Source organism: Streptomyces sp. NPDC056224 (assembly GCF_042267665.1).
GTDB lineage: Bacteria > Actinomycetota > Actinomycetes > Streptomycetales > Streptomycetaceae > Streptomyces.
In genome coordinates, this window is the sequence record NZ_JBHJTK010000016.1 from 138,063 (window position 1) to 155,835 (window position 17,773).

General features: G+C 72.3%; 12 protein-coding genes. 7 read left to right on the forward strand and 5 right to left on the reverse strand.

Translation table 11 applies throughout. The features are described from left to right. Positions 1 to 70: 70 nt before the first annotated feature. The 3 genes from ACFCZ1_RS20555 to eccE form a co-directional block, all read right to left on the reverse strand. Positions 71 to 2,440 carry an SCO5717 family growth-regulating ATPase gene (locus ACFCZ1_RS20555; protein ID WP_376679695.1) on the reverse strand — a complete coding sequence of 790 codons (2,370 nt, stop codon included), beginning with the start codon at positions 2,438 to 2,440 and terminating at the stop codon, positions 71 to 73. 111 nt (positions 2,441 to 2,551) lie between these two features. Further along, positions 2,552 to 3,250: a hypothetical protein gene (locus ACFCZ1_RS20560; RefSeq protein WP_376679696.1), complete on the reverse strand. Its 699-nt coding sequence runs from the start codon at positions 3,248 to 3,250 to the stop codon at positions 2,552 to 2,554. Beyond that, positions 3,247 to 4,518, reverse strand: a complete 1,272-nt coding sequence (gene eccE, locus ACFCZ1_RS20565) for a type VII secretion protein EccE (protein ID WP_376679697.1) — start codon at positions 4,516 to 4,518, stop codon at positions 3,247 to 3,249. The genes ACFCZ1_RS20560 and eccE overlap by 4 nt, the downstream gene beginning before the upstream one ends. Positions 4,519 to 4,829: 311 nt before the next feature. Here eccE and eccB point away from each other — a divergent pair, with 311 nt between their 5' ends. From eccB to ACFCZ1_RS20585, 4 genes are all read left to right on the forward strand, one after another. Beyond that, entirely contained in the window at positions 4,830 to 6,413 is a 1,584-nt protein-coding gene (eccB, locus tag ACFCZ1_RS20570; protein WP_376679698.1) for a type VII secretion protein EccB, read from the forward strand. A gap of 11 nt (positions 6,414 to 6,424) precedes the next feature. Continuing rightward, complete coding sequence (mycP, locus tag ACFCZ1_RS20575; RefSeq protein ID WP_376679699.1) at positions 6,425 to 7,690, forward strand: type VII secretion-associated serine protease mycosin; 1,266 nt, start codon at positions 6,425 to 6,427, stop codon at positions 7,688 to 7,690. Between the two features lie 214 nt (positions 7,691 to 7,904). Continuing rightward, on the forward strand, positions 7,905 to 8,255 hold the full coding sequence (locus tag ACFCZ1_RS20580) for a hypothetical protein (protein ID WP_376679700.1): 351 nt from the start codon (positions 7,905 to 7,907) through the stop codon (positions 8,253 to 8,255). Between the two features lie 43 nt (positions 8,256 to 8,298). Next, positions 8,299 to 8,607 (forward strand): WXG100 family type VII secretion target, encoded by a 309-nt coding sequence (locus tag ACFCZ1_RS20585; protein ID WP_362394312.1) that lies wholly within the window; start codon positions 8,299 to 8,301, stop codon positions 8,605 to 8,607. Between the two features lie 94 nt (positions 8,608 to 8,701). Here the strand turns inward: ACFCZ1_RS20585 and ACFCZ1_RS20590 are convergent, their stop codons facing one another. Together ACFCZ1_RS20590 and eccCa are read right to left on the reverse strand one after the other, a co-directional pair. Continuing rightward, positions 8,702 to 8,962, reverse strand: coding sequence for a DUF397 domain-containing protein (locus tag ACFCZ1_RS20590; protein WP_376679701.1), 261 nt, complete (start codon positions 8,960 to 8,962; stop codon positions 8,702 to 8,704). 75 nt (positions 8,963 to 9,037) lie between these two features. After that, complete coding sequence (eccCa, locus tag ACFCZ1_RS20595; RefSeq protein WP_376679702.1) at positions 9,038 to 13,006, reverse strand: type VII secretion protein EccCa; 3,969 nt, start codon at positions 13,004 to 13,006, stop codon at positions 9,038 to 9,040. A gap of 196 nt (positions 13,007 to 13,202) precedes the next feature. Between eccCa and eccD the strand changes: the two genes are divergently transcribed. The 3 genes from eccD (at position 13,203) to ACFCZ1_RS20610 (ending at position 17,724) form a co-directional block, all read left to right on the forward strand. Further along, positions 13,203 to 14,720, forward strand: coding sequence for a type VII secretion integral membrane protein EccD (eccD, locus tag ACFCZ1_RS20600; protein ID WP_376679703.1), 1,518 nt, complete (start codon positions 13,203 to 13,205; stop codon positions 14,718 to 14,720). 182 nt (positions 14,721 to 14,902) lie between these two features. After that, the gene (rpsO, locus tag ACFCZ1_RS20605; protein WP_031143997.1) at positions 14,903 to 15,190 is read left to right on the forward strand and encodes a 30S ribosomal protein S15; all 288 of its coding nucleotides are present in this window, start codon (positions 14,903 to 14,905) and stop codon (positions 15,188 to 15,190) included. Positions 15,191 to 15,501: 311 nt separating this feature from the next. Further along, positions 15,502 to 17,724, forward strand: coding sequence for a polyribonucleotide nucleotidyltransferase (locus ACFCZ1_RS20610; protein WP_376679710.1), 2,223 nt, complete (start codon positions 15,502 to 15,504; stop codon positions 17,722 to 17,724). Positions 17,725 to 17,773: the final 49 nt, after the last annotated feature.

The window sequence follows — 17,773 nt, forward strand, 5'->3', positions numbered from 1 at the left end:
CGGGCGAGGGCCCGTACCGTCCCGGATCTCGATCGATCCCGGGGCGGTACGGGCCCTTCGCGCTGTCGGCTCAGCCCAGGCGGGGGTCGCGCGGGGGCTGACCCGGCGGTTGCGGTTGCTGCGGTGCCGGGGGCTGCTGCCAGGGCTGGCCGGGCTGCGGGTAGGGCTGCCCGGGATGCTGGTAGGGCGGCTGCTGGTACGGGGGTTGGCCCTGGGGCTGGCCGTACGGCTGCTGCTGGGGCTGCTGGGGCTGCTGGGGGTAGGGCTGAGGCTGGTGCGGCTGCTGCGGCGCTCCCCAGTGGCCCTGCGGAGCCTGCTGCTGGGCCCGCAGGAAGTCCTCGGCCACCAGGGCGGAGAGGTTGAAGTACGCCTCGCGGGTCTTGGGCCGCATCATGTCGAGGTCGACCTCGGCGCCGGCCGCGAGGTGCTCGTCGAACGGCACCACGACGACACCGCGGCAGCGGGTCTCGAAGTGCTGCACGATGTCCTCGATCTTGATCATCTTGGCCGTCTCGCGGACCCCGGAGATGACGGTGAGGGAGCGGGAGACGAGATCGGCGTACCCGTGGGCGGAGAGCCAGTCGAGGGTGGTGCTGGCGCTGCTGGCGCCGTCCACGGACGGGGTCGAGATGATGATCAGCTGATCGGCCAGGTCCAGGACGCCGCGCATGGCCGAGTAGAGGAGGCCGGTGCCCGAGTCGGTGAGGATGATCGGGTACTGGCGGCCCAGCGTCTCTATGACGCGGCGGTAGTCCTCGTCGTTGAAGGTCGTGGAGACGGCCGGGTCCACGTCGTTGGCGATGATCTCCAGACCGGAGGGCGCCTGGGAGGTGAACCGGCGGATGTCCATGTACGAGTGCAGGTACGGGATCGCCTGGACCAGGTCCCGGATGGTGGCGCCGGTCTCGCGGCGGACGCGGCGGCCGAGGGTTCCGGCGTCGGGGTTCGCGTCGATGGCCAGGATCTTGTCCTGGCGCTCGGTGGCGAGGGTGGCGCCGAGGGCGGTGGTGGTCGTGGTCTTGCCGACGCCGCCCTTGAGGCTGATGACGGCGATGCGGTAGCAGGACATGACCGGGGTGCGGATCAGTTCCAGCTTGCGCTGGCGCTCCGCCTCGGCCGCCTTTCCGCCGAAGCGGAAACGGCCGCCGCCGTTGTTGTTGCCGGTCTTGGGCTTCTGCTTGTTGCGCAGCAGGCGGTCCGAGGACAGCTCGACGGCTGCCGTGTAACCGAGCGGCGCCCCGCCGGTGGTCTGGCCGGCCGAATAGCGGGGGTCGTGCGGCTGGGGCTGGGGCTGGGGCTGGGGCGGCTGGTGCTGCGGCTGCGGCTGCGGCTGGTGCTGGCCGGCGGGCCACTGGGCGCCGGAGCGGGGGTCGTGCTGCGGGGGCTGCGGCGCCGGCATCGGCTGCGGGGCGGGGGCCGGCGGCGGGAACGAGTACCCGTCGTGGTCCGCCCGGTCCGCCCGGTCCGCCTGCTCGGTGAACGAGGTCGGCAGCGACGGCAGTTCGCCAACAGGTCCCCCGAACGGGTGCTCCGCGGCGGGGACCGGTGCGTCCGTGGCGCTGACCGGCGCGGCCGCCGCCTGCTCGGCGGGGGGCAGCAGGGGGGTCCCCTCGGCGGGGGTGTCATGCGGACCGGCTCCGCCATCGGACGGCGTCGGCGCCGCCGCCTCGGCGGGTGCCGGGGCAGCATCGACCGGAGTCTCGGCCGGAGCGGGGGGACTGAACGGCTCGGGCGCAGGGGCCTCGACCGGTGCCGGAGCCCGGTACTGCGCAGGCGCGTCGACGGGCGCGGGCGTCGGGATCTCGACTGGTGCCGGCGGGCTGAACGGCGCGGGCGCCGGGGTCTCGGCCGGTGCCGGCGGGCTGAACGGCGCCGGCGGCAGAGTCTCGTGCGGTGCGGGGAGTGCGAACGGGTCGGGCGCGGGGGCCTCGACCGGTGCCGGAGCCCGGTACTGCACAGGCGCGTCGACGGGCGCCGGCGTCGGGGTCTCGGCCGGTGCCGGGGGGCTGAACGGTGCGGGCGCCGGGGCCTCGACCGGTGCCGGGAAGGCGAACGGCGCGGGCACCTCGACGGGCGCCGGAGCCGGAGCCGGTACGTCAACGGGAGCCGGAGCCGGAGCCGCGAACGGTGCGGGCGCCGGAGCATCGGCCGGCGCCGTGAAGGCCTCGGGCAGGTCCGCCTCGTCCGACGGGGTGCGCGGGCCCGGCGGAGCGATCCGCGCCGTCGGGGGCGGCGTCACGTCCGAAGGGCGGTGGGGCTCGAAGCCGCTGCCCTCGGGCAGCCCCGGTACCTGCGCGGACGGAGTCGCGCCCTGCGTGTACCAGGCCGGCGGGGTGTAGTCGATGGTGAACTCGCCCGTCATCTCGGGCTCCGCGTCGGACTGATCGTCCGTCGGGACGTCCCACGTCCCGCCGCGCCTCTCGTTCCGATCGCCGCTCACTGGTCCTCCTGGTCTGTCGAACACTGGTCCGGCGCCCACCTCGACGCCGCGCCCGGGCCCAGCCTAATCGCGGTCCGCTGCCGGTGTTCGCCCCCGTCGGCCCCGCCGACGTCAGTCGATCCGCCGCGCCGGGCCGAGCAGGCCCGTCTCCGCGTCCGTCCCCTGTGTCATCACGAACTGCCGGTCCCGTGGCGTACACCACAGGGTCACCCCGTCGCCCAGCGTGGGCAGGGATTCCACCGCAGGCCGCGGCAGGCTCATCAGGCGGCCGATCTGCTCGGCCTCGTCCGGCGACACCCGCTGCACACCCACCAGCGACGACTGCTGGAGCAGCCGCGGCGCCGTGGGGCTCAGGTACGGCAGCAACGTCAGCACCGACTGCCAGGGTCCGGCCACCACGCGCCCGCGCGGCGGCCGCATCCCGCAGTCGCGGATCACCAGCACCGGGCTGCCCGCCGACGCGCCCTGCGGCGGTACCCGGCCCACCTCGTGCAGGGTCACGCACTGCTGCCCGCCGCCCGCCGCCTGGGCCAGCCCGGACCACACCTGTCCGCGCCCGGTCTCCACCGCCACCCGCGCGCCCGTCGCCGCCGCGCGCAGCGCCAGCACCTGCGCCGTCCACAGACCGCCGATCAGCGTCACCTCGTACGGCGTCGGCCGGTTGACGCCGAGCACCGCCGGCCGTCCCTCCGCGTCCACACCGATGACGACCCCGTCGTCCCCGACGGGCAGCGCCAGCACGTCCAGGTCGACGGCGGGCACCACATGCCGCTCCCGCCGCGGGCCGACCAGCCCGAAACCGCCCCTCATCGCGCCCCTCCCAGCGGCAGCGAAGCCAGCAGCCCCGGTACCTGTTCCCGGTCGAGCCGGACCAGCCCGGTCTTCACGCCCCGCGCCGTCCGCTCCAACTCCCTTCTGGCCGAGACCAGTTCCTCATCGCTGCGGCCGGTCACCCGGACGTGCCCGGTCAGCGTCACGCCCTGGCGCTCCGCCGGGGCGATCGTCAGGCTGAAGTTCGTGGCCAGGGCGGGCAGCGAGGTCAGCAGCGCCACGAACTGCGGCAGCCCGGCCCCCGCGCCCCCCAACTGAGGCCAGCGGCCGATCCAGTACGTGGTGTGCCGCCGGTCGTCGCAGCGCCAGGTCCGCGGAGTCTCCTCCGTACGCCGCCCGGTGCTGGCGGAGCGCCCGGCCTGGGTGATCGCCATCGGGTTCGCGCACGAGGACGTGGCCAGGGCCGCCGTGAGCTCCTGCTCGGTCAGCACCGTGGCCTTGAACCCGGCGCCGGTCAGCCGGCTCGCCAGCTGGTCCGCCGCCCGCACCACGCACCGCTGGGCGCCCGGCAGTCCGCCGCCGCGCGCGGTGACCGCCTCGGGGCAGAGTTCCGGATCGAGCTTGAGGGCGATCCAGGTGAGCCGCACCGCCGGGGTGCCGGTCCGGGCCTGCAGCGGCGCGTAGTTGCGGGTGGCCATCGACTGGGCGGGCAGGTGCGGGGCCGGCGCGGGCTGGGTGTGCTGCACCAGCTGTGCGGACTCCAGCCGGATGCCGTCGACTTCGAGGATGTCCCGTACGACACCCAGCGGCAGCGGCCGCGCCCCCCGGTCGGGCCGCAGCGCGGTGGCGTCCGTGTCCACCTGGACGACCGCGGTGAGGAAGGTCCCGTCGCCGATCATTCCGACCGGCCGCCGGTCGCGGTCGCTGAACGTGAGCGTGCGCAGCGCGGGGTCGGCCTCGACGAGCGGAGCGAGCCCGGGCTCGGTGCCCGCGGGCACGGTCAGGGACGCGGCCCGGCGCCGCCGCGCGCGCAGCGCCAGCGCACCGCCGATCCACTCGGGCAGGGAACGCTGGTGCCTGCGGACGACCGCGAGCACCACGAGGACGAGCGCGAGCACACCGGCGGGAACCAGCAGCAGCGGTTCGACCACCCAGGCCACCAACAGGACGGCCGCGGCCACCTGGAGCAGTACGAGCTGTTGCAATCGGAACGGACCGAAGCGGCCGGGGCTCGACTTCGGATGCGGCGTCACGCCGCCGCGTGCGGGTGCGGCCGCGCCAGTCTGCGGCTGCGTCGCGGTGGCCATCACTCGCGCACCTCCCCTTTCTCCCCCAGCTACCTTCCCCGGACTCCGTCCGGGGGACCGCCAGGGAGGTGCCCCCAGGGCCGGACCCGTGAGTCCGGCGCTGCGCGACAGCCGGCGCAGGGCCCCGGAATCTTCTCGATCCACCCCAACAAGCCCTGATTACCCCGGTGCGGAAGGCACTGAGCGGCGATCTCACCCTACCCGGCCCCTGGGCACCCTCCGTCAAGAGGCATAGTAGGTGCCCGGTCCGACAATCGAGGCCCGGGGGACCGTACTCACCGACCGGGCCGTGCGGGGAGAAGCAGACGGTCATGGCATCACGACGTGATGAGCTCAACGCGTACACCTTTGCGAAGCGGCGCACGGTGGCCGCGTTCCTCCAGCCGTCCGCGACGGGGACCGAGGAGGGCGCGCCGCGCCCGCTGCGCGCGGTCGTGCCGGGGCTGATCGCCGCCGCGGTCGTGCTCGCCGGCTTCGGCGCCTGGGGCATGTTCAGGCCGACGGCCCCCAAGGGCTGGGCGGACCCGGGTACCCAGGTCATCGTCGGCAAGGACTCCACCACCCGCTACGTGGTCCTGACGACGAAGGTGAACGGCAAGGAGCAGACGCGGCTGCACCCGGTGCTGAACCTCGCCTCCGCCCGACTCCTGCTGGACCCCTCGAAGTTCAAGGTCATCCAGGTCGACGACAAGATCCTCGACAAGGGCCGGCCGCCGCGCGGGCCCATCATCGGCATCCCGTACGCCCCCGACCGGCTCCCCGCCAAGGCGGACGCGGCCAAGGCCAAGCGCTGGGCCGTCTGCCAGCAGCCGGGCGGCAACGGCCGCGGGGTGCAGACCGCCACCTTCGTCCTCGCCGACCGCGAGGCGCACCTGACGGACGATCAGCGCAGGCTGACCGAAACCCAGTCGCTGTACGTGCAGAGCACTGGCCCCGGCAAGGAGCGCTACCTGGTCGACGCGGCGGGCACGAAGTACAAGTTCCCCGAGGGCACCCCGGCCGCGGGCACGATGACCAACGCCCTGGTCGGCACCGGCGCCACCCCGCAGCAGGTCACGGAGCAGTGGCTGGGGACCCTCAACCCCGGCGACGACCTGTCCTTCCCGCAACTGCCCGCCAAAGCCGGTACGAACGCCGACGTCAAGGGCCTGATCACCGCCGACAACAAGGTCGGCATGGTGCTCACGGCCCAGACGGGATCCGGCACGCAGCACTACGTGGTCCTGCCGGGGAAGGTCGCGCCGGTGTCCGACTTCGTCGCCTGGCTGCTGATCTCGGCGCCCGCGACCGACGGCCTCAACATGCACGGCAAGGCCCGTGAGATCGACCTCCAGGCCATCAGCCCGGAGGCCACCCCGTTCGCGGGCGACCTCAAGTGGCCGCAGAGGAAGACCGAGCGGATCAACCAGAGCGCGCCGGCCGCCGGGACCGCGGCGGGCGCCCCCGCCGGCCGCGACACCGTCTGCAACGTGCTGCGCTCGGTCGACGGCCAGGGCGGCCAGACCCTGAGTACCTGGGCGGGCACCGGCTTCCCCATCGACATCACCGCCAGCGGCACGAGCGCCTACGTCACCCCGGGCTCGGGGCTGCTCTACACCCAGGTCCAGGGCAAGCAGACCACGGCCGGCGGCACCCTCTTCCTGGTCACCGACACCGGCCTGCGGTACGCGGTCCAGGCCAACGGCGACAGCGACGCCGAGCAGTCGAAGATCGGGGCCCCCGACCCGCAGGCCAAGGGCGGCGCCCCGGGAGGCGCCCCCGAGGCCAGCCAGGCGCAGATCCGGCTCGGCTACGCGGGCGTCACACCGGCCATGGTGCCCATCGCGTGGTCGGAGTTCCTCTCCAAGGGGCCGCGCCTGGACACCAACTCCGCCCGCCAGCCGCAGGGTTCGTGAGGAAGCCGCCGATGACCCAGTTCCCGAAGCGGCGGCGTGCGGTCCGCGCCGCCGCCTGGACCCTCGCGACGGTCGCCGCCGCCGCGCCCGCTGCCTCCGCCGCCGCGACCGGGGTCGTCGCCGCGCCGCAGCCCCCGTACACCCTGCGCCTCGACGGCGCCGGCGAGTGCACCTTCCCCATGAAGAAGCAGATCGCCGACCGCCCCTGGGCCCTGCAGCGGCTCCTCCTCGACGAGCTGTGGACCCACACCAAGGGCAAGGACAAGAACGGCAACAGCATCCGCGTCGCGGTCATCGACACCGGCGTGGACCGGGTGAACCCGCAGCTCAGCGGCGCCCTCGACACCGGCGCCGGCAAGGACTTCATCGACCCCAAGGGCGGCGACGGCACGAACGACACCGTCGGCCACGGCACCAAGGTCGCCGGACTGATCGCGGCCCGCCCCCAGGAGGGCACCGGCTTCGTCGGCCTGGCCCCGGACGCCACGATCATCCCCATCCGGCAGAACGACGGCCAGGGCAAGGGCAACGCGCTGTCCCTGAGCCAGGCGATCGACCACGCGGTGGCCAAGGGCGCCCAGGTGATCAACATCTCCCAGGACACCGACGTGCCGATGTCCCCGGACTCCGAGCTCGGCAAGTCGGTCCAGAAGGCCCTCGACGCCAAGGTCGTGGTGGTGGCCTCGGCGGGCAACGACGGCATGACCGGCGAGAAGCGCAAGACCTACCCGGCGGCCTTCCCCGGCGTGCTCGCGGTGGCCTCCTCGGACCGCAACAACGAACGGGCCGCGTTCTCCCAGCCCGGCGACTTCATCGGAGTGGCGGCGCCCGGCGTCGACATGGTCTCCACGGTCCCCGGATTCGGCCAGTGCATCGACAACGGCACCAGCTTCTCCGCCCCGTACGTCGCCGGAGTGGCCGCCCTGCTGCGCGCCAAGCACGGGGACTGGACGGTCGAGCAGATCGTCTGGCAGATCCAGAACACCGCGGAACGCTCCGTCAAGGGCCGTGACGACTACGTCGGTTGGGGCGTCGTCGACCCGGTGCGCGCGCTCAGCCAGGACCGCGAGGCGCCCAGGGCCCCCGTCCCGGATCCCGGCCCGCCCCCCGCGGCCGCCCCGCAGGCCGCCGCGCTCCAGCTCACCGAGACGGCGCAGGAGCGGCAGGAGCGGTACGGCACGTACGCTCTGGGCATCGGAGCCGTCCTCATCGCCGTCATCGCGGGCACCGCGACCGTCGTGCGGGACGCGCGGGGCCGTCGACGCCGTTTGCAGTGAACGGTCACAGTTCATCTACGGTGGCCACCCACCGGTGTTGGGCCCTGCGCATGAACTGGCTAGAGTGACAGCAGGCTTCACGAGTGTGATCGGGGGATCGCGTGAAGCGGAGGGGGACACCCAGGGCACGTGGCTCACTACCGCGCCGGGCCAGGTCCGCTCCGCCACGCAATCCGCCGGTTCTGCCGGCGAATTGAGAAGTGAGGAGCTTCGGATGAGCACGAACACGTTCGGACTTGCAGACGATCCGGTCGTCCAGGCGAAGAGCAAGATCGAGGAGACGGCCAACGCCGTCACCAGGCAGGCCCGCGAGCTGGCCGACATCCTCGCCACCGTGAGCGCCGGGTGGACCGGTGTGGGTGCCTCGGGGTTCATGTCCGCGCAGAGCGTCGTCAACGACGACCACGACGAGATCCGCAGGCTGCTCGGCGTCCTGCACAACGCCGTGGCGCAGACCAAGAACCTGAGCAACGCCCAGGACGACGACGTGCGCGCCGCGTTCAAGGCCGTCCAGGGCGCCGGTTCCGGCGGCGGCTCCAACAGTTCCGGCCTCAACGGCATCTGACAGCAGCCGTTTCCCAGTTTGCCGCAGCGAGAAGGAGAAGAACATGGCGGGTAACGACGGGCACACCCGGGTCCGGTATGAAACCGTTCAGCAGATGGCGGACCGTATCCGGGTCGTCTCCAAGAACATCATCACGGACCTGAACGAGATGGAGCAGGCCCTCAAGGTCGTCACCGACACCTGGGACGGTGAGGCGCACGGCCAGTACGTCCAGCTCCAGGCGAAGTACAAGGGCAAGGCCGACCACATGCAGAAGCAGCTGGAGCAGGTCGCCCAGCTCATCGAGCGCGGCAAGGGCGACTACCGCGCCACCGACGTGAAGGCCTCGCGCCTGTTCACCGAGGCCTACTGAGCCCGGTAGCCCACGTCATTCCGTACGCGCCGAAGGGGCGCGCCCGCACCGGGCGCGCCCCTTCGGCGTCTGGTCCGTCAGGTCTGCGGAACCCTCAGGCCTCCGGCTCCCCGGGGCTGCGGCGGTCCAGGTCGAACTCGCCGTCCCGGGCGCCGAGCACGAAGGCCTCCCACTCGGCGGCGGTGTACCGCAGCACGGTGTCCCGGTCCAGCGAGGACCGCATGGCCACCGCTCCCTCGGGCAGCCGCGCGATCTCGACCCGCTCCTCGTCGGGGCTGGTCCCGGGCGGGCCCTCCCACTCCACGCCGCTGATGTCGAGCGCGTACAGCTCGTCCTTCTCCTGCTGGGTGCCCATGTGCGGCCTTTCCCCTCGGTGGCGCGGTCTTCACGCCGATTATCGGTGCTGCGCCGCCGAGGGGAACCGGTTTCCTCACATCCCCGGCATCCGCCCCAGCTGCACCAGCGAGGTGCCCCGCCTGCGCGAGGCGAAGTAGGCCCGGCCCGGCGGCATCGGACGCGGCCGCACGCTGCCGACGAGGTCTCCCTCGGACGGGTCACCCGACAGGACGATGCCCTGCGCGCCCAGCTCCTTGATCCGCTGCATGAACGGCTCGTACATCGAACGCGAGGCACCCGCCGAGTTCCGCGCGATGATGAACCGCACGCCCGTGTCCCGGGCGAAGGGCAGGAAGTCCACCAGCGGAGCCAGCGGATTGCCCTGGCTGGTGGCCACCAGGTCGAAGTCGTCGATGACGATGAACACGTCCGGGCCCGTCCACCAGCTGCGGTCGCGCAGCTGCTGCGGAGTGACGTCGGGCGGCGGCTGCCGCCGCGAGAACACCCCGCCCAGCGCCTCCATGTGCATCTGCAGCGAGCTCGCCATCGGCGCGTACTCCAGCAGGTGCTCCTCCGGCAGCGCCCCGAGCAGGCCCCGCCGGTAGTCGCCCACCACGAGGCGCGCCTGGTCCGGCGTGTAGCGCTGGGAGATCTGCTGGGCGATGAGCCGCAGCAGGTTCGTCTTGCCCGACTCGCTCTCGCCGAAGACGAGGAGGAACGGGTCGGACTCGAAGTCGACGAACACCGGCTCCAGGTCGGTCTCGTCGATGCCGATCGCGATCCCGCGGCCGGGGAACTCCCCGCCCTTGGGCAGCTGGTCGGCGTGGAGCAGCCGCGGCAGCAGGCGCACCCCGGGGGCCGCCTGACCCTGCCAGTTCTGCTTCACGGCCTCCACGAAGGCGGCCGTGGCCTCCGACAGGTCCGCGGCGTCGTGCGAGCCGTCGATCCGCGGGAGCGCGCTCAGGAAGTGCAGCTTCTCCGGCACCTGGCCGCGCCCCGGCATCCCCGTGGGGACGTTCGCCGCGACCTTCCGGTCGAACTCGGAGTCCATGACGTCGCCGAGCCGCAGTTCCAGCCGGCTGAGCATCTGGTCCTTGAGCGCCGCGCGGACCTCCATGTACCGCGCCGCGGTGATCACCACGTGGATGCCGTAGCCCAGCCCGCGGGCGGCGATGTCCGTGACGATCTGCTCCAGGCCGTCGTACTCGCCGCGGAAACCGCCCCAGCCGTCGATCAGCAGGAACACGTCTCCCCACGGCTCACCGGGCAGCTCGCCCGCCGCCCGCCGGCGCCGGTAGGTGCCGATCGAGTCGATGTTGTTCGCGCGGAAGAACTCCTCGCGGCGGTTGAGGATGCCCCCCACCTCCGCGACGGTGCGCCGCACCCGCTCCGGGTCCAGACGCGAGGCGATCCCGCCCACGTGCGGCAGCTCGGCGACCGCCGAGAGGCTGCCACCGCCGAAGTCCAGCCCGTAGAACTGCACTTCGCGCGGGGTGTGCGTGAGCGCGAAGGAGGAGATCAGCGTCCGCATCAGCGTCGACTTGCCCGACTGCGGACCGCCGACCACCATCATGTGGCCCGCCGCACCCGAGAAGTCCCGGTACAGCACCTCGCGCCGCTGCTCGAACGGCTTGTCGATGAGGCCGAGCGGTACGACGAGCCCGCCGGGCCGCGTGTACCCGTCCGCGTGCAGCCCGCGCTCCGCGCTCGGCGCCAGCGCCGGGAGCAACTGGTCCAGCGGCGGAGCCTGGTCGAGCGGCGGCAGCCACACCTGGTGCGCCGGCACCCCCTGGCCCTCCAGCCGGCTCACGATCACGTCCAGCACCGTGTCGGCGAGCGCGTCGTCCTCCCGGGCGGACTGCGCTGCCAGGTAGGCCGGGTCCGGAGCCGCGTACACCACCGGCACCGGAGCCGCCGTGAACAGCACGGGCCGCCGCTCCACCGGGAAGAGGCCCACCGACAGGTCCGGGCCGCCCGAGCGGTAGGTGCCCGAGACGTACGCCGCCTTGAACCGCGTCATCTCGTCCGTACCGAACTTCAGATAGCCCGAACCCGGCACCGACGGCAGGTGGTAGGCGTCCGGTACACCGATCGCCGTCCGTGACTCCGCCGCCGAGAAGGTCCGCAGACCGATCCGGTACGAGAGGTACGTGTCCAGCCCGCGCAGCTTGCCCTCCTCCAGCCGCTGCGAGGCCAGGAGCAGGTGCACGCCCAGCGAGCGGCCGATGCGGCCGATCTGGATGAACATGTCGATGAAGTCGGGCTTGGCCGTCAGCAGCTCGCTGAACTCGTCGATGACCAGGACCAGCGAGGCCAGCGGCTCCAGCGGGGCGCCGGCCGCGCGCGCCTTCTCGTAGTCGTGGATGTTCGCGTAGTTCCCCGCCGAGCGCAGCAGCTCCTGCCGGCGCTGGAGCTCGCCGCGGATCGAGTCGCCCATGCGGTCCACGAGCGTGAGGTCGTCGGCCAGGTTGGTGATGACGGCCGCCACGTGCGGCATCTGCCCCATGCCGGTGAAGGTCGCACCGCCCTTGAAGTCGGCGAGCACGAAGTTCAGCGTCTCCGAGGTGTGCGTGACCGCCAGACCCAGTACCAGGGTGCGCAGCAGCTCCGACTTGCCGGAACCGGTCGCGCCCACGCACAGGCCGTGCGGACCCATGCCCTCCTGCGCGGCCTCCTTGAGGTCCAGCATGACCGGGGAGCCGCCCTCGCCGACACCGATCGGCACGCGCAGCCGCTCACCGGCCGACCGCGGCCGCCAGGTGCGCGCCACGTCCACCGCGGCCGCGTCACCCAGGTTCAGCAGGTCGGTGAAGTCCAGGTTCGCCAGCAGCGGCTCGTCGTCGTCGCCGCCGCCCGTGCGCAGCGGGGCCAGCTGGCGGGCCAGTGCCTCCGCCGCGGGCAGCGACAGCGTGTCCGGGGTGCCCTCGTAGGCGACCCCCGCGCCCGACTCCAGGCGCAGCCGGCCCGGCCGCACCACGACCGACAGCCCGCCGCGCGGCTCGTCCAGCTCGCCCGCGACCACCTCGACGATCGTGACGCCCTGCAGCCCCTCGGCCGCCGCGAACACCGAGTCCGGCGGCACCAGAGCACCGCGCGGTGAGTTGGTGTCGAGCACGACCACCAGGTGCGGCTGGTCCAGCACCGGGGACCCCTCGCGGCTGAACCGCGGACGCCCCTCCAGCCGGGGTGCCAGCAGCCCCTCCAGCTCACCGAGGTCGTCGCCGAACAGCCGCTTCGTACCCGCCCCGTCCACCTGGCCCGGCACCTGCGTGTGCGGCAACCACTTCGTCCAGTCCCACGAGGGCACCGCACCCGGCGACGCCACCACGGCCACCGTCAGGTCCTCGGGGGAGTGCAGCGTCGCCAGCTGCGCCACCAGCGCCCGCGCGGCACCGCGCGCCGACTCCGGCTCACCGGACACGGTCACGTGGTAGAAGGCCCGGATCGAGACCGCCATCGGCAGCCCGTCCAGCGAGGAGTGCACCTTCAGGAAGCGCTGCATCGCGCCCGCCGTCAGCGGCTCCAGCTCGTCCACCGGGGCCGTGTCCGGCGCCACCAGCGGGGTCTGCAGGCGTTGCGAGCCCAGCCCCAGCCGGGCCTGCCCGAAGTCCGGGTCGCTCACCCGCCGTTCCCACAGCCGTGACCCCTCGGCCACCACCGACCACAACTGCTCCGGGGCCGGGTGCAGGTACAGCTGCGCGTCGCGCTGCGCCCGCGCGGTCCGGCGTACCTGACGCCGCGTCTGCGCGAGGTATTTGAGGTAGTCCCGGCGCACATCGGCCATTTGCCCCTGCGTACCCCGCCGGTGCCGCACCAACTGCGCGACGACCATCGCCACGGTCGACACCATCATCAGCACACCCATGATGCGCATGAACGGCGCCGCACCCGGCATGAAGAAGAAGACGGCGGACGAGCCCATGCCGAGCATCGGCAGGAGCTGCATCAGCATGCCCTCCTGCTGTCCGCGGGGAAGCTCCGGAGGCGCCTCCAGCCGCACCTCGTCCGACGGCACTTCGGGCGGCAGGGACCGCGGCGGGCGTTTGACGACGATCTGGCTCACCGGAGCATCAATCCCTCGAAAACGGACGGGACGTCGTAACCGGCGCCCCCAAGTCCCGGGCGTGGAGGGGGTCTCCTCCACGCGTCGGTGATCCTACTTGCCGACTGTCAGGCAGGAGCCCGGTAGGGTGGCGCGCGCAGTATGCGCATCCGCGAATCGTCCGCCGCCGCGGGCGTCAACAAGGGGGGTCACGCAGGTGAGTACGGCCGCAACGACGGGGTTCTGCAGGGTCACCGTCGTGGCTCCGGACAGCCGGATCGACGTCGCCCTCCCCGAGGACATCGCCGTCGCCGACGTCTATCCCGAGCTGCTGCGCCTCACCGGCCAGACCCAGCCCGTCGGCGCCCCCACGGGATTCCACCTCGTACGCCGCTCCGGCACCGTCCTCGACGGCGCCCGCACCCTCGCCGCCCAGCAGGTCCTCGACGGCGAGGTGCTCAGCCTGCGCCCCTTCGCCGAGTCCCTGCCGCCCGCCGTCTTCGACGACGTCTCCGACGCCGTCGCCTCCGCCGTCGTCCGCGACCGGCACCGCTGGAGCGACGACATGCTGCGCGGCGCGGGCCTGGCCGGCGCCGCGGTGCTCCTCGTCATGCTGGGCTTCGTCCTCTGGTACGCCGACCCGCTGCGCCACGACATGCACGGCCTGCCCGGCATCCTCGCGGGCGCCGTCGGAGTCCTGCTCACCGCCGTGGCCGGGGTGCGCGCCCGGGTCTACCGCGACCGCGGATCCGCCGTCGCCCTCGGCCTCGCCGCCCTGCCGCAGCTGCTGATCGCCGGCTCCGGGATCATCGCCCCCGCCGCCGGCCAGGGCCCCGGCCGCCTCCAGTTCCTGCTCGGCTGCGTCTGCGTCCTCGTGGCCTCCGTCGCCCTGGTCGCACTCACGCCCAGCGGCGACGCCCCCTTCGTCGCGGCCACCTTCGTCGCCGCCACCGGCACCCTGGCCACCTTCACGGCCATCGCCACCGAGGCCTCCGCGACCGCGACCGCCGCCGTCTGCGCCCCCGTGGCCATCGGCCTCGTCGCCTTCCTGCCCGGTCTCTCCGCGCGCTTCGCCCGCCTGCCCATCGGCTACGCCGCCCCGCAGAGCGCCACGGACGAGTACACCGACTACACGGAGACCCCGGACCGCTACGACACCGAGCCGTACGGTGACCAGTCCGCCGCCGACCAGCACGACCAGGCCGCCACGCTCGACGCGGAGCAGATCGCCGCCCAGGCCCGGCGCGGCCACGAGATGCTGCTCGGCCTGGTCGGCGGCTGCGCGGCGGTCGCCGTCGGCGCCGCGGCCGTCCTCGGCTTCTCCGACAACACCTGGGGCCGCCTGCTCGCCCTCACCACCGGCCTCGCCATGCTGCTGCGCGCCCGCCTCTTCCGCTACACCTCCCAGGTGGTGTGCGCGCTGGTCGCCGGCCTCGCCGCCGTCGCGCTGCTGATCCTGGGCCTGGCCCTGCACCCGCCGGCCCACCTGCTCGAAGCGCTCCTCGTGAAGCACGACCACAGCGGCCTGGACCTCCGTACGATCTGGCTGACCGCCGCCGTCGCGGCCGGCGCGGCCCTCCTCGCCGGAATTGCGCTTGTCATTCCCCGCAAGGGCCTGTCACCCTTCTGGGGAAGGCTGCTCGACCTCACCGAGGCGGCGGTCCTGCTCAGCCTGGTCCCGCTGGCCCTGGCCGTGCTGGACGTCTACTCCCGGGCCCGCGCTCTCACCAGCTGAGACACCGACTCCCGGCAGCCTGGTACGCTGTGTGACGGCCGTTTGTGTACGCGTCCCCCGGATCCCCGACAGAGGGTCTGTGGACTGCGCTCAGCGGACCCCGCCTCCCGAGTTACGGAAGCTCCCCAGAGACTCAGACCTGGGGCACTCGGTGGCTACGAAGACCCAAACGAGGAGTACGCGTGCCGCTCGACGCCGCTACGAAGAAGCAGATCATCAGCGAGTTCGGTGCCAAGGAGGGCGACACCGGCTCTCCCGAGGTCCAGGTCGCGATGCTCTCCCGTCGCATCTCGGACCTGACCGAGCACCTCAAGACGCACAAGCACGACCACCACTCCCGTCGTGGTCTGCTGATCCTGGTCGGCCAGCGTCGCCGCCTGCTGCAGTACCTGGCCAAGAAGGACATCCAGCGCTTCCGTACGCTGGTCGAGCGCCTCGGCATCCGCCGCGGTGCGGCCGGCGCCAAGTAACACGCCGTGAAGGGAGCGGTTCCCACATCCGGGGGCCGCTCCCTTTGCTGTACGTGCGGACCGGACCGGACCCTTTGTAGTCTGGAAGGGACGCACGTGCGCGTCTGAGGACGCGCGAAGACGTGCACAACTGAAGAGGAGGAGCGCCCTCCCTACGCCGCCGGTCCTCGGTAGTGGCACCCGGAATGCCCCCACGGGCAACGGACCGGGTGCTTCGATCGAAGACCGGCCCCAGGCAAGGAGCGCTTCTCCGCAACCGTCCACCGCCACACGGGCGGCGGACGGAGACGACGAAAATGGAGAAAACGCTAGTGGAGAACGAGACCCACTACGCCGAGGCCGTCATTGACAACGGTTCCTTCGGCACCCGCACCATCCGCTTCGAGACGGGCCGTCTGGCCCGCCAGGCCGCCGGCTCCGCCGTTGCCTACCTGGACGACGACACGATGGTGCTTTCCGCCACCACCGCGTCGAAGAAGCCCAAGGACCAGCTCGACTTCTTCCCCCTGACGGTGGACGTCGAGGAGCGGCAGTACGCGGCCGGCAAGATCCCCGGCTCCTTCTTCCGCCGCGAGGGCCGGCCCTCCGAGGACGCGATCCTCACCTGCCGCCTGATCGACCGCCCGCTGCGCCCGTCCTTCAAGAAGGGCCTGCGCAACGAGATCCAGGTCGTCGCCACGATCATGGCGCTCAACCCGGACCACCTGTACGACGTCATCGCGATCAACGCCGCGTCCGCGTCCACCCAGCTCGCCGGCCTGCCCTTCTCCGGCCCGATCGGCGGCGTCCGCGTCGCGCTGATCCGCGGCCAGTGGGTGGCCTTCCCGACGCACACCGAGCTCGAGGACGCCGTCTTCGACATGGTCGTCGCGGGCCGCGTCCTGGAGGACGGCGACGTCGCGATCATGATGGTCGAGGCCGAGGCCACCGAGAAGACCATCGCCCTCGTCAAGGGCGGCGCCGAGGCGCCGACCGAGGAGATCGTCGCCTCGGGTCTGGACGCCGCGAAGCCGTTCATCAAGGTCCTCTGCAAGGCCCAGGCCGACCTGGCCGCCAAGGCCGCCAAGCCCGAGGGCGAGTTCCCGGTCTTCCTGGACTACCAGGACGACGTGTACGAGGCCCTCGCGGCCGCCGTCAAGGGCGACCTCTCCCAGGCGCTGACCATCGCGGGCAAGCAGGACCGCGAGGCCGAGCTGGACCGCGTCAAGGACATCGCCGCCGAGAAGCTCCTCCCGGCCTTCGAGGGTCGCGAGAAGGAGATCTCCGCCGCCTACCGCAGCCTGACCAAGGCCCTGGTGCGCGAGCGCGTCATCAAGGACAAGGTCCGCATCGACGGCCGCGGGATCACGGACATCCGTACCCTCGCCGCCGAGGTCGAGGCCATCCCGCGCGTGCACGGCTCGGCGCTGTTCGAGCGTGGCGAGACCCAGATCCTGGGCGTCACCACCCTCAACATGCTCCGCATGGAGCAGCAGCTGGACACCCTCTCCCCGGTGACCCGCAAGCGCTACATGCACAACTACAACTTCCCGCCGTACTCCGTCGGCGAGACCGGCCGCGTCGGTTCGCCGAAGCGCCGCGAGATCGGCCACGGCGCGCTCGCCGAGCGCGCGATCGTGCCGGTCCTCCCGACCCGCGAGGAGTTCCCCTACGCGATCCGTCAGGTGTCCGAGGCCCTCGGCTCCAACGGTTCGACGTCCATGGGCTCGGTCTGCGCCTCCACCATGTCGCTGCTGAACGCCGGTGTGCCCCTCAAGGCCCCCGTCGCCGGTATCGCCATGGGTCTGATCTCCCAGGAGATCGACGGCAAGACGCACTACGTCGCCCTCACCGACATCCTCGGTGCGGAGGACGCCTTCGGCGACATGGACTTCAAGGTCGCCGGCACCAAGGAGTTCGTCACCGCCCTCCAGCTGGACACCAAGCTGGACGGCATCCCGGCCTCCGTCCTGGCCGCGGCCCTGAAGCAGGCCCGCGACGCCCGCCTCCACATCCTCGACGTGATGATGGAAGCGATCGACACGCCGGACGAGATGTCCCCCAACGCCCCGCGGATCATCACCGTCAAGATCCCGGTGGACAAGATCGGTGAGGTCATCGGCCCCAAGGGCAAGATGATCAACCAGATCCAGGAGGACACCGGCGCCGAGATCACGATCGAGGACGACGGCACCATCTACATCGGTGCCGCCGACGGCCCGGCCGCCGAGGCCGCCCGCGCCACGATCAACGGCATCGCCAACCCGACCATGCCGGAGGTCGGCGAGCGCTACCTGGGTACGGTCGTCAAGACCACCACCTTCGGTGCCTTCGTCTCCCTGCTCCCGGGCAAGGACGGCCTGCTGCACATCTCGCAGATCCGCAAGCTCGCCGGTGGCAAGCGCGTGGAGAACGTCGAGGACGTGCTCGCGGTCGGCACCAAGGTCCAGGTGGAGATCGCCGAGATCGACCAGCGCGGCAAGCTCTCCCTGATCCCCGTGATCGACGGCGAGGCCGCCGGCGACGACGCTGACAAGGACGACTCCGACAAGTGATGTCGCGTAGTTCCCGTGTGACGGCCCGCCCCTCTTCGGAGGGGCGGGC

Bases quoted from the DNA above. Each gene is read 5' to 3' on its own strand.
- ACFCZ1_RS20560 (WP_376679696.1), bottom strand. From the start codon at position 3,250: ATGAGGGGCGGTTTCGGGCTGGTCGGCCCGCGGCGGGAGCGGCATGTG.
- eccE (WP_376679697.1), bottom strand. From the start codon at position 4,518: ATGGCCACCGCGACGCAGCCGCAGACTGGCGCGGCCGCACCCGCACGC.
- eccB (WP_376679698.1), top strand. From the start codon at position 4,830: ATGGCATCACGACGTGATGAGCTCAACGCGTACACCTTTGCGAAGCGG.
- mycP (WP_376679699.1), top strand. From the start codon at position 6,425: ATGACCCAGTTCCCGAAGCGGCGGCGTGCGGTCCGCGCCGCCGCCTGG.
- ACFCZ1_RS20580 (WP_376679700.1), top strand. From the start codon at position 7,905: ATGAGCACGAACACGTTCGGACTTGCAGACGATCCGGTCGTCCAGGCG.
- ACFCZ1_RS20585 (WP_362394312.1), top strand. From the start codon at position 8,299: ATGGCGGGTAACGACGGGCACACCCGGGTCCGGTATGAAACCGTTCAG.
- ACFCZ1_RS20590 (WP_376679701.1), bottom strand. From the start codon at position 8,962: ATGGGCACCCAGCAGGAGAAGGACGAGCTGTACGCGCTCGACATCAGC.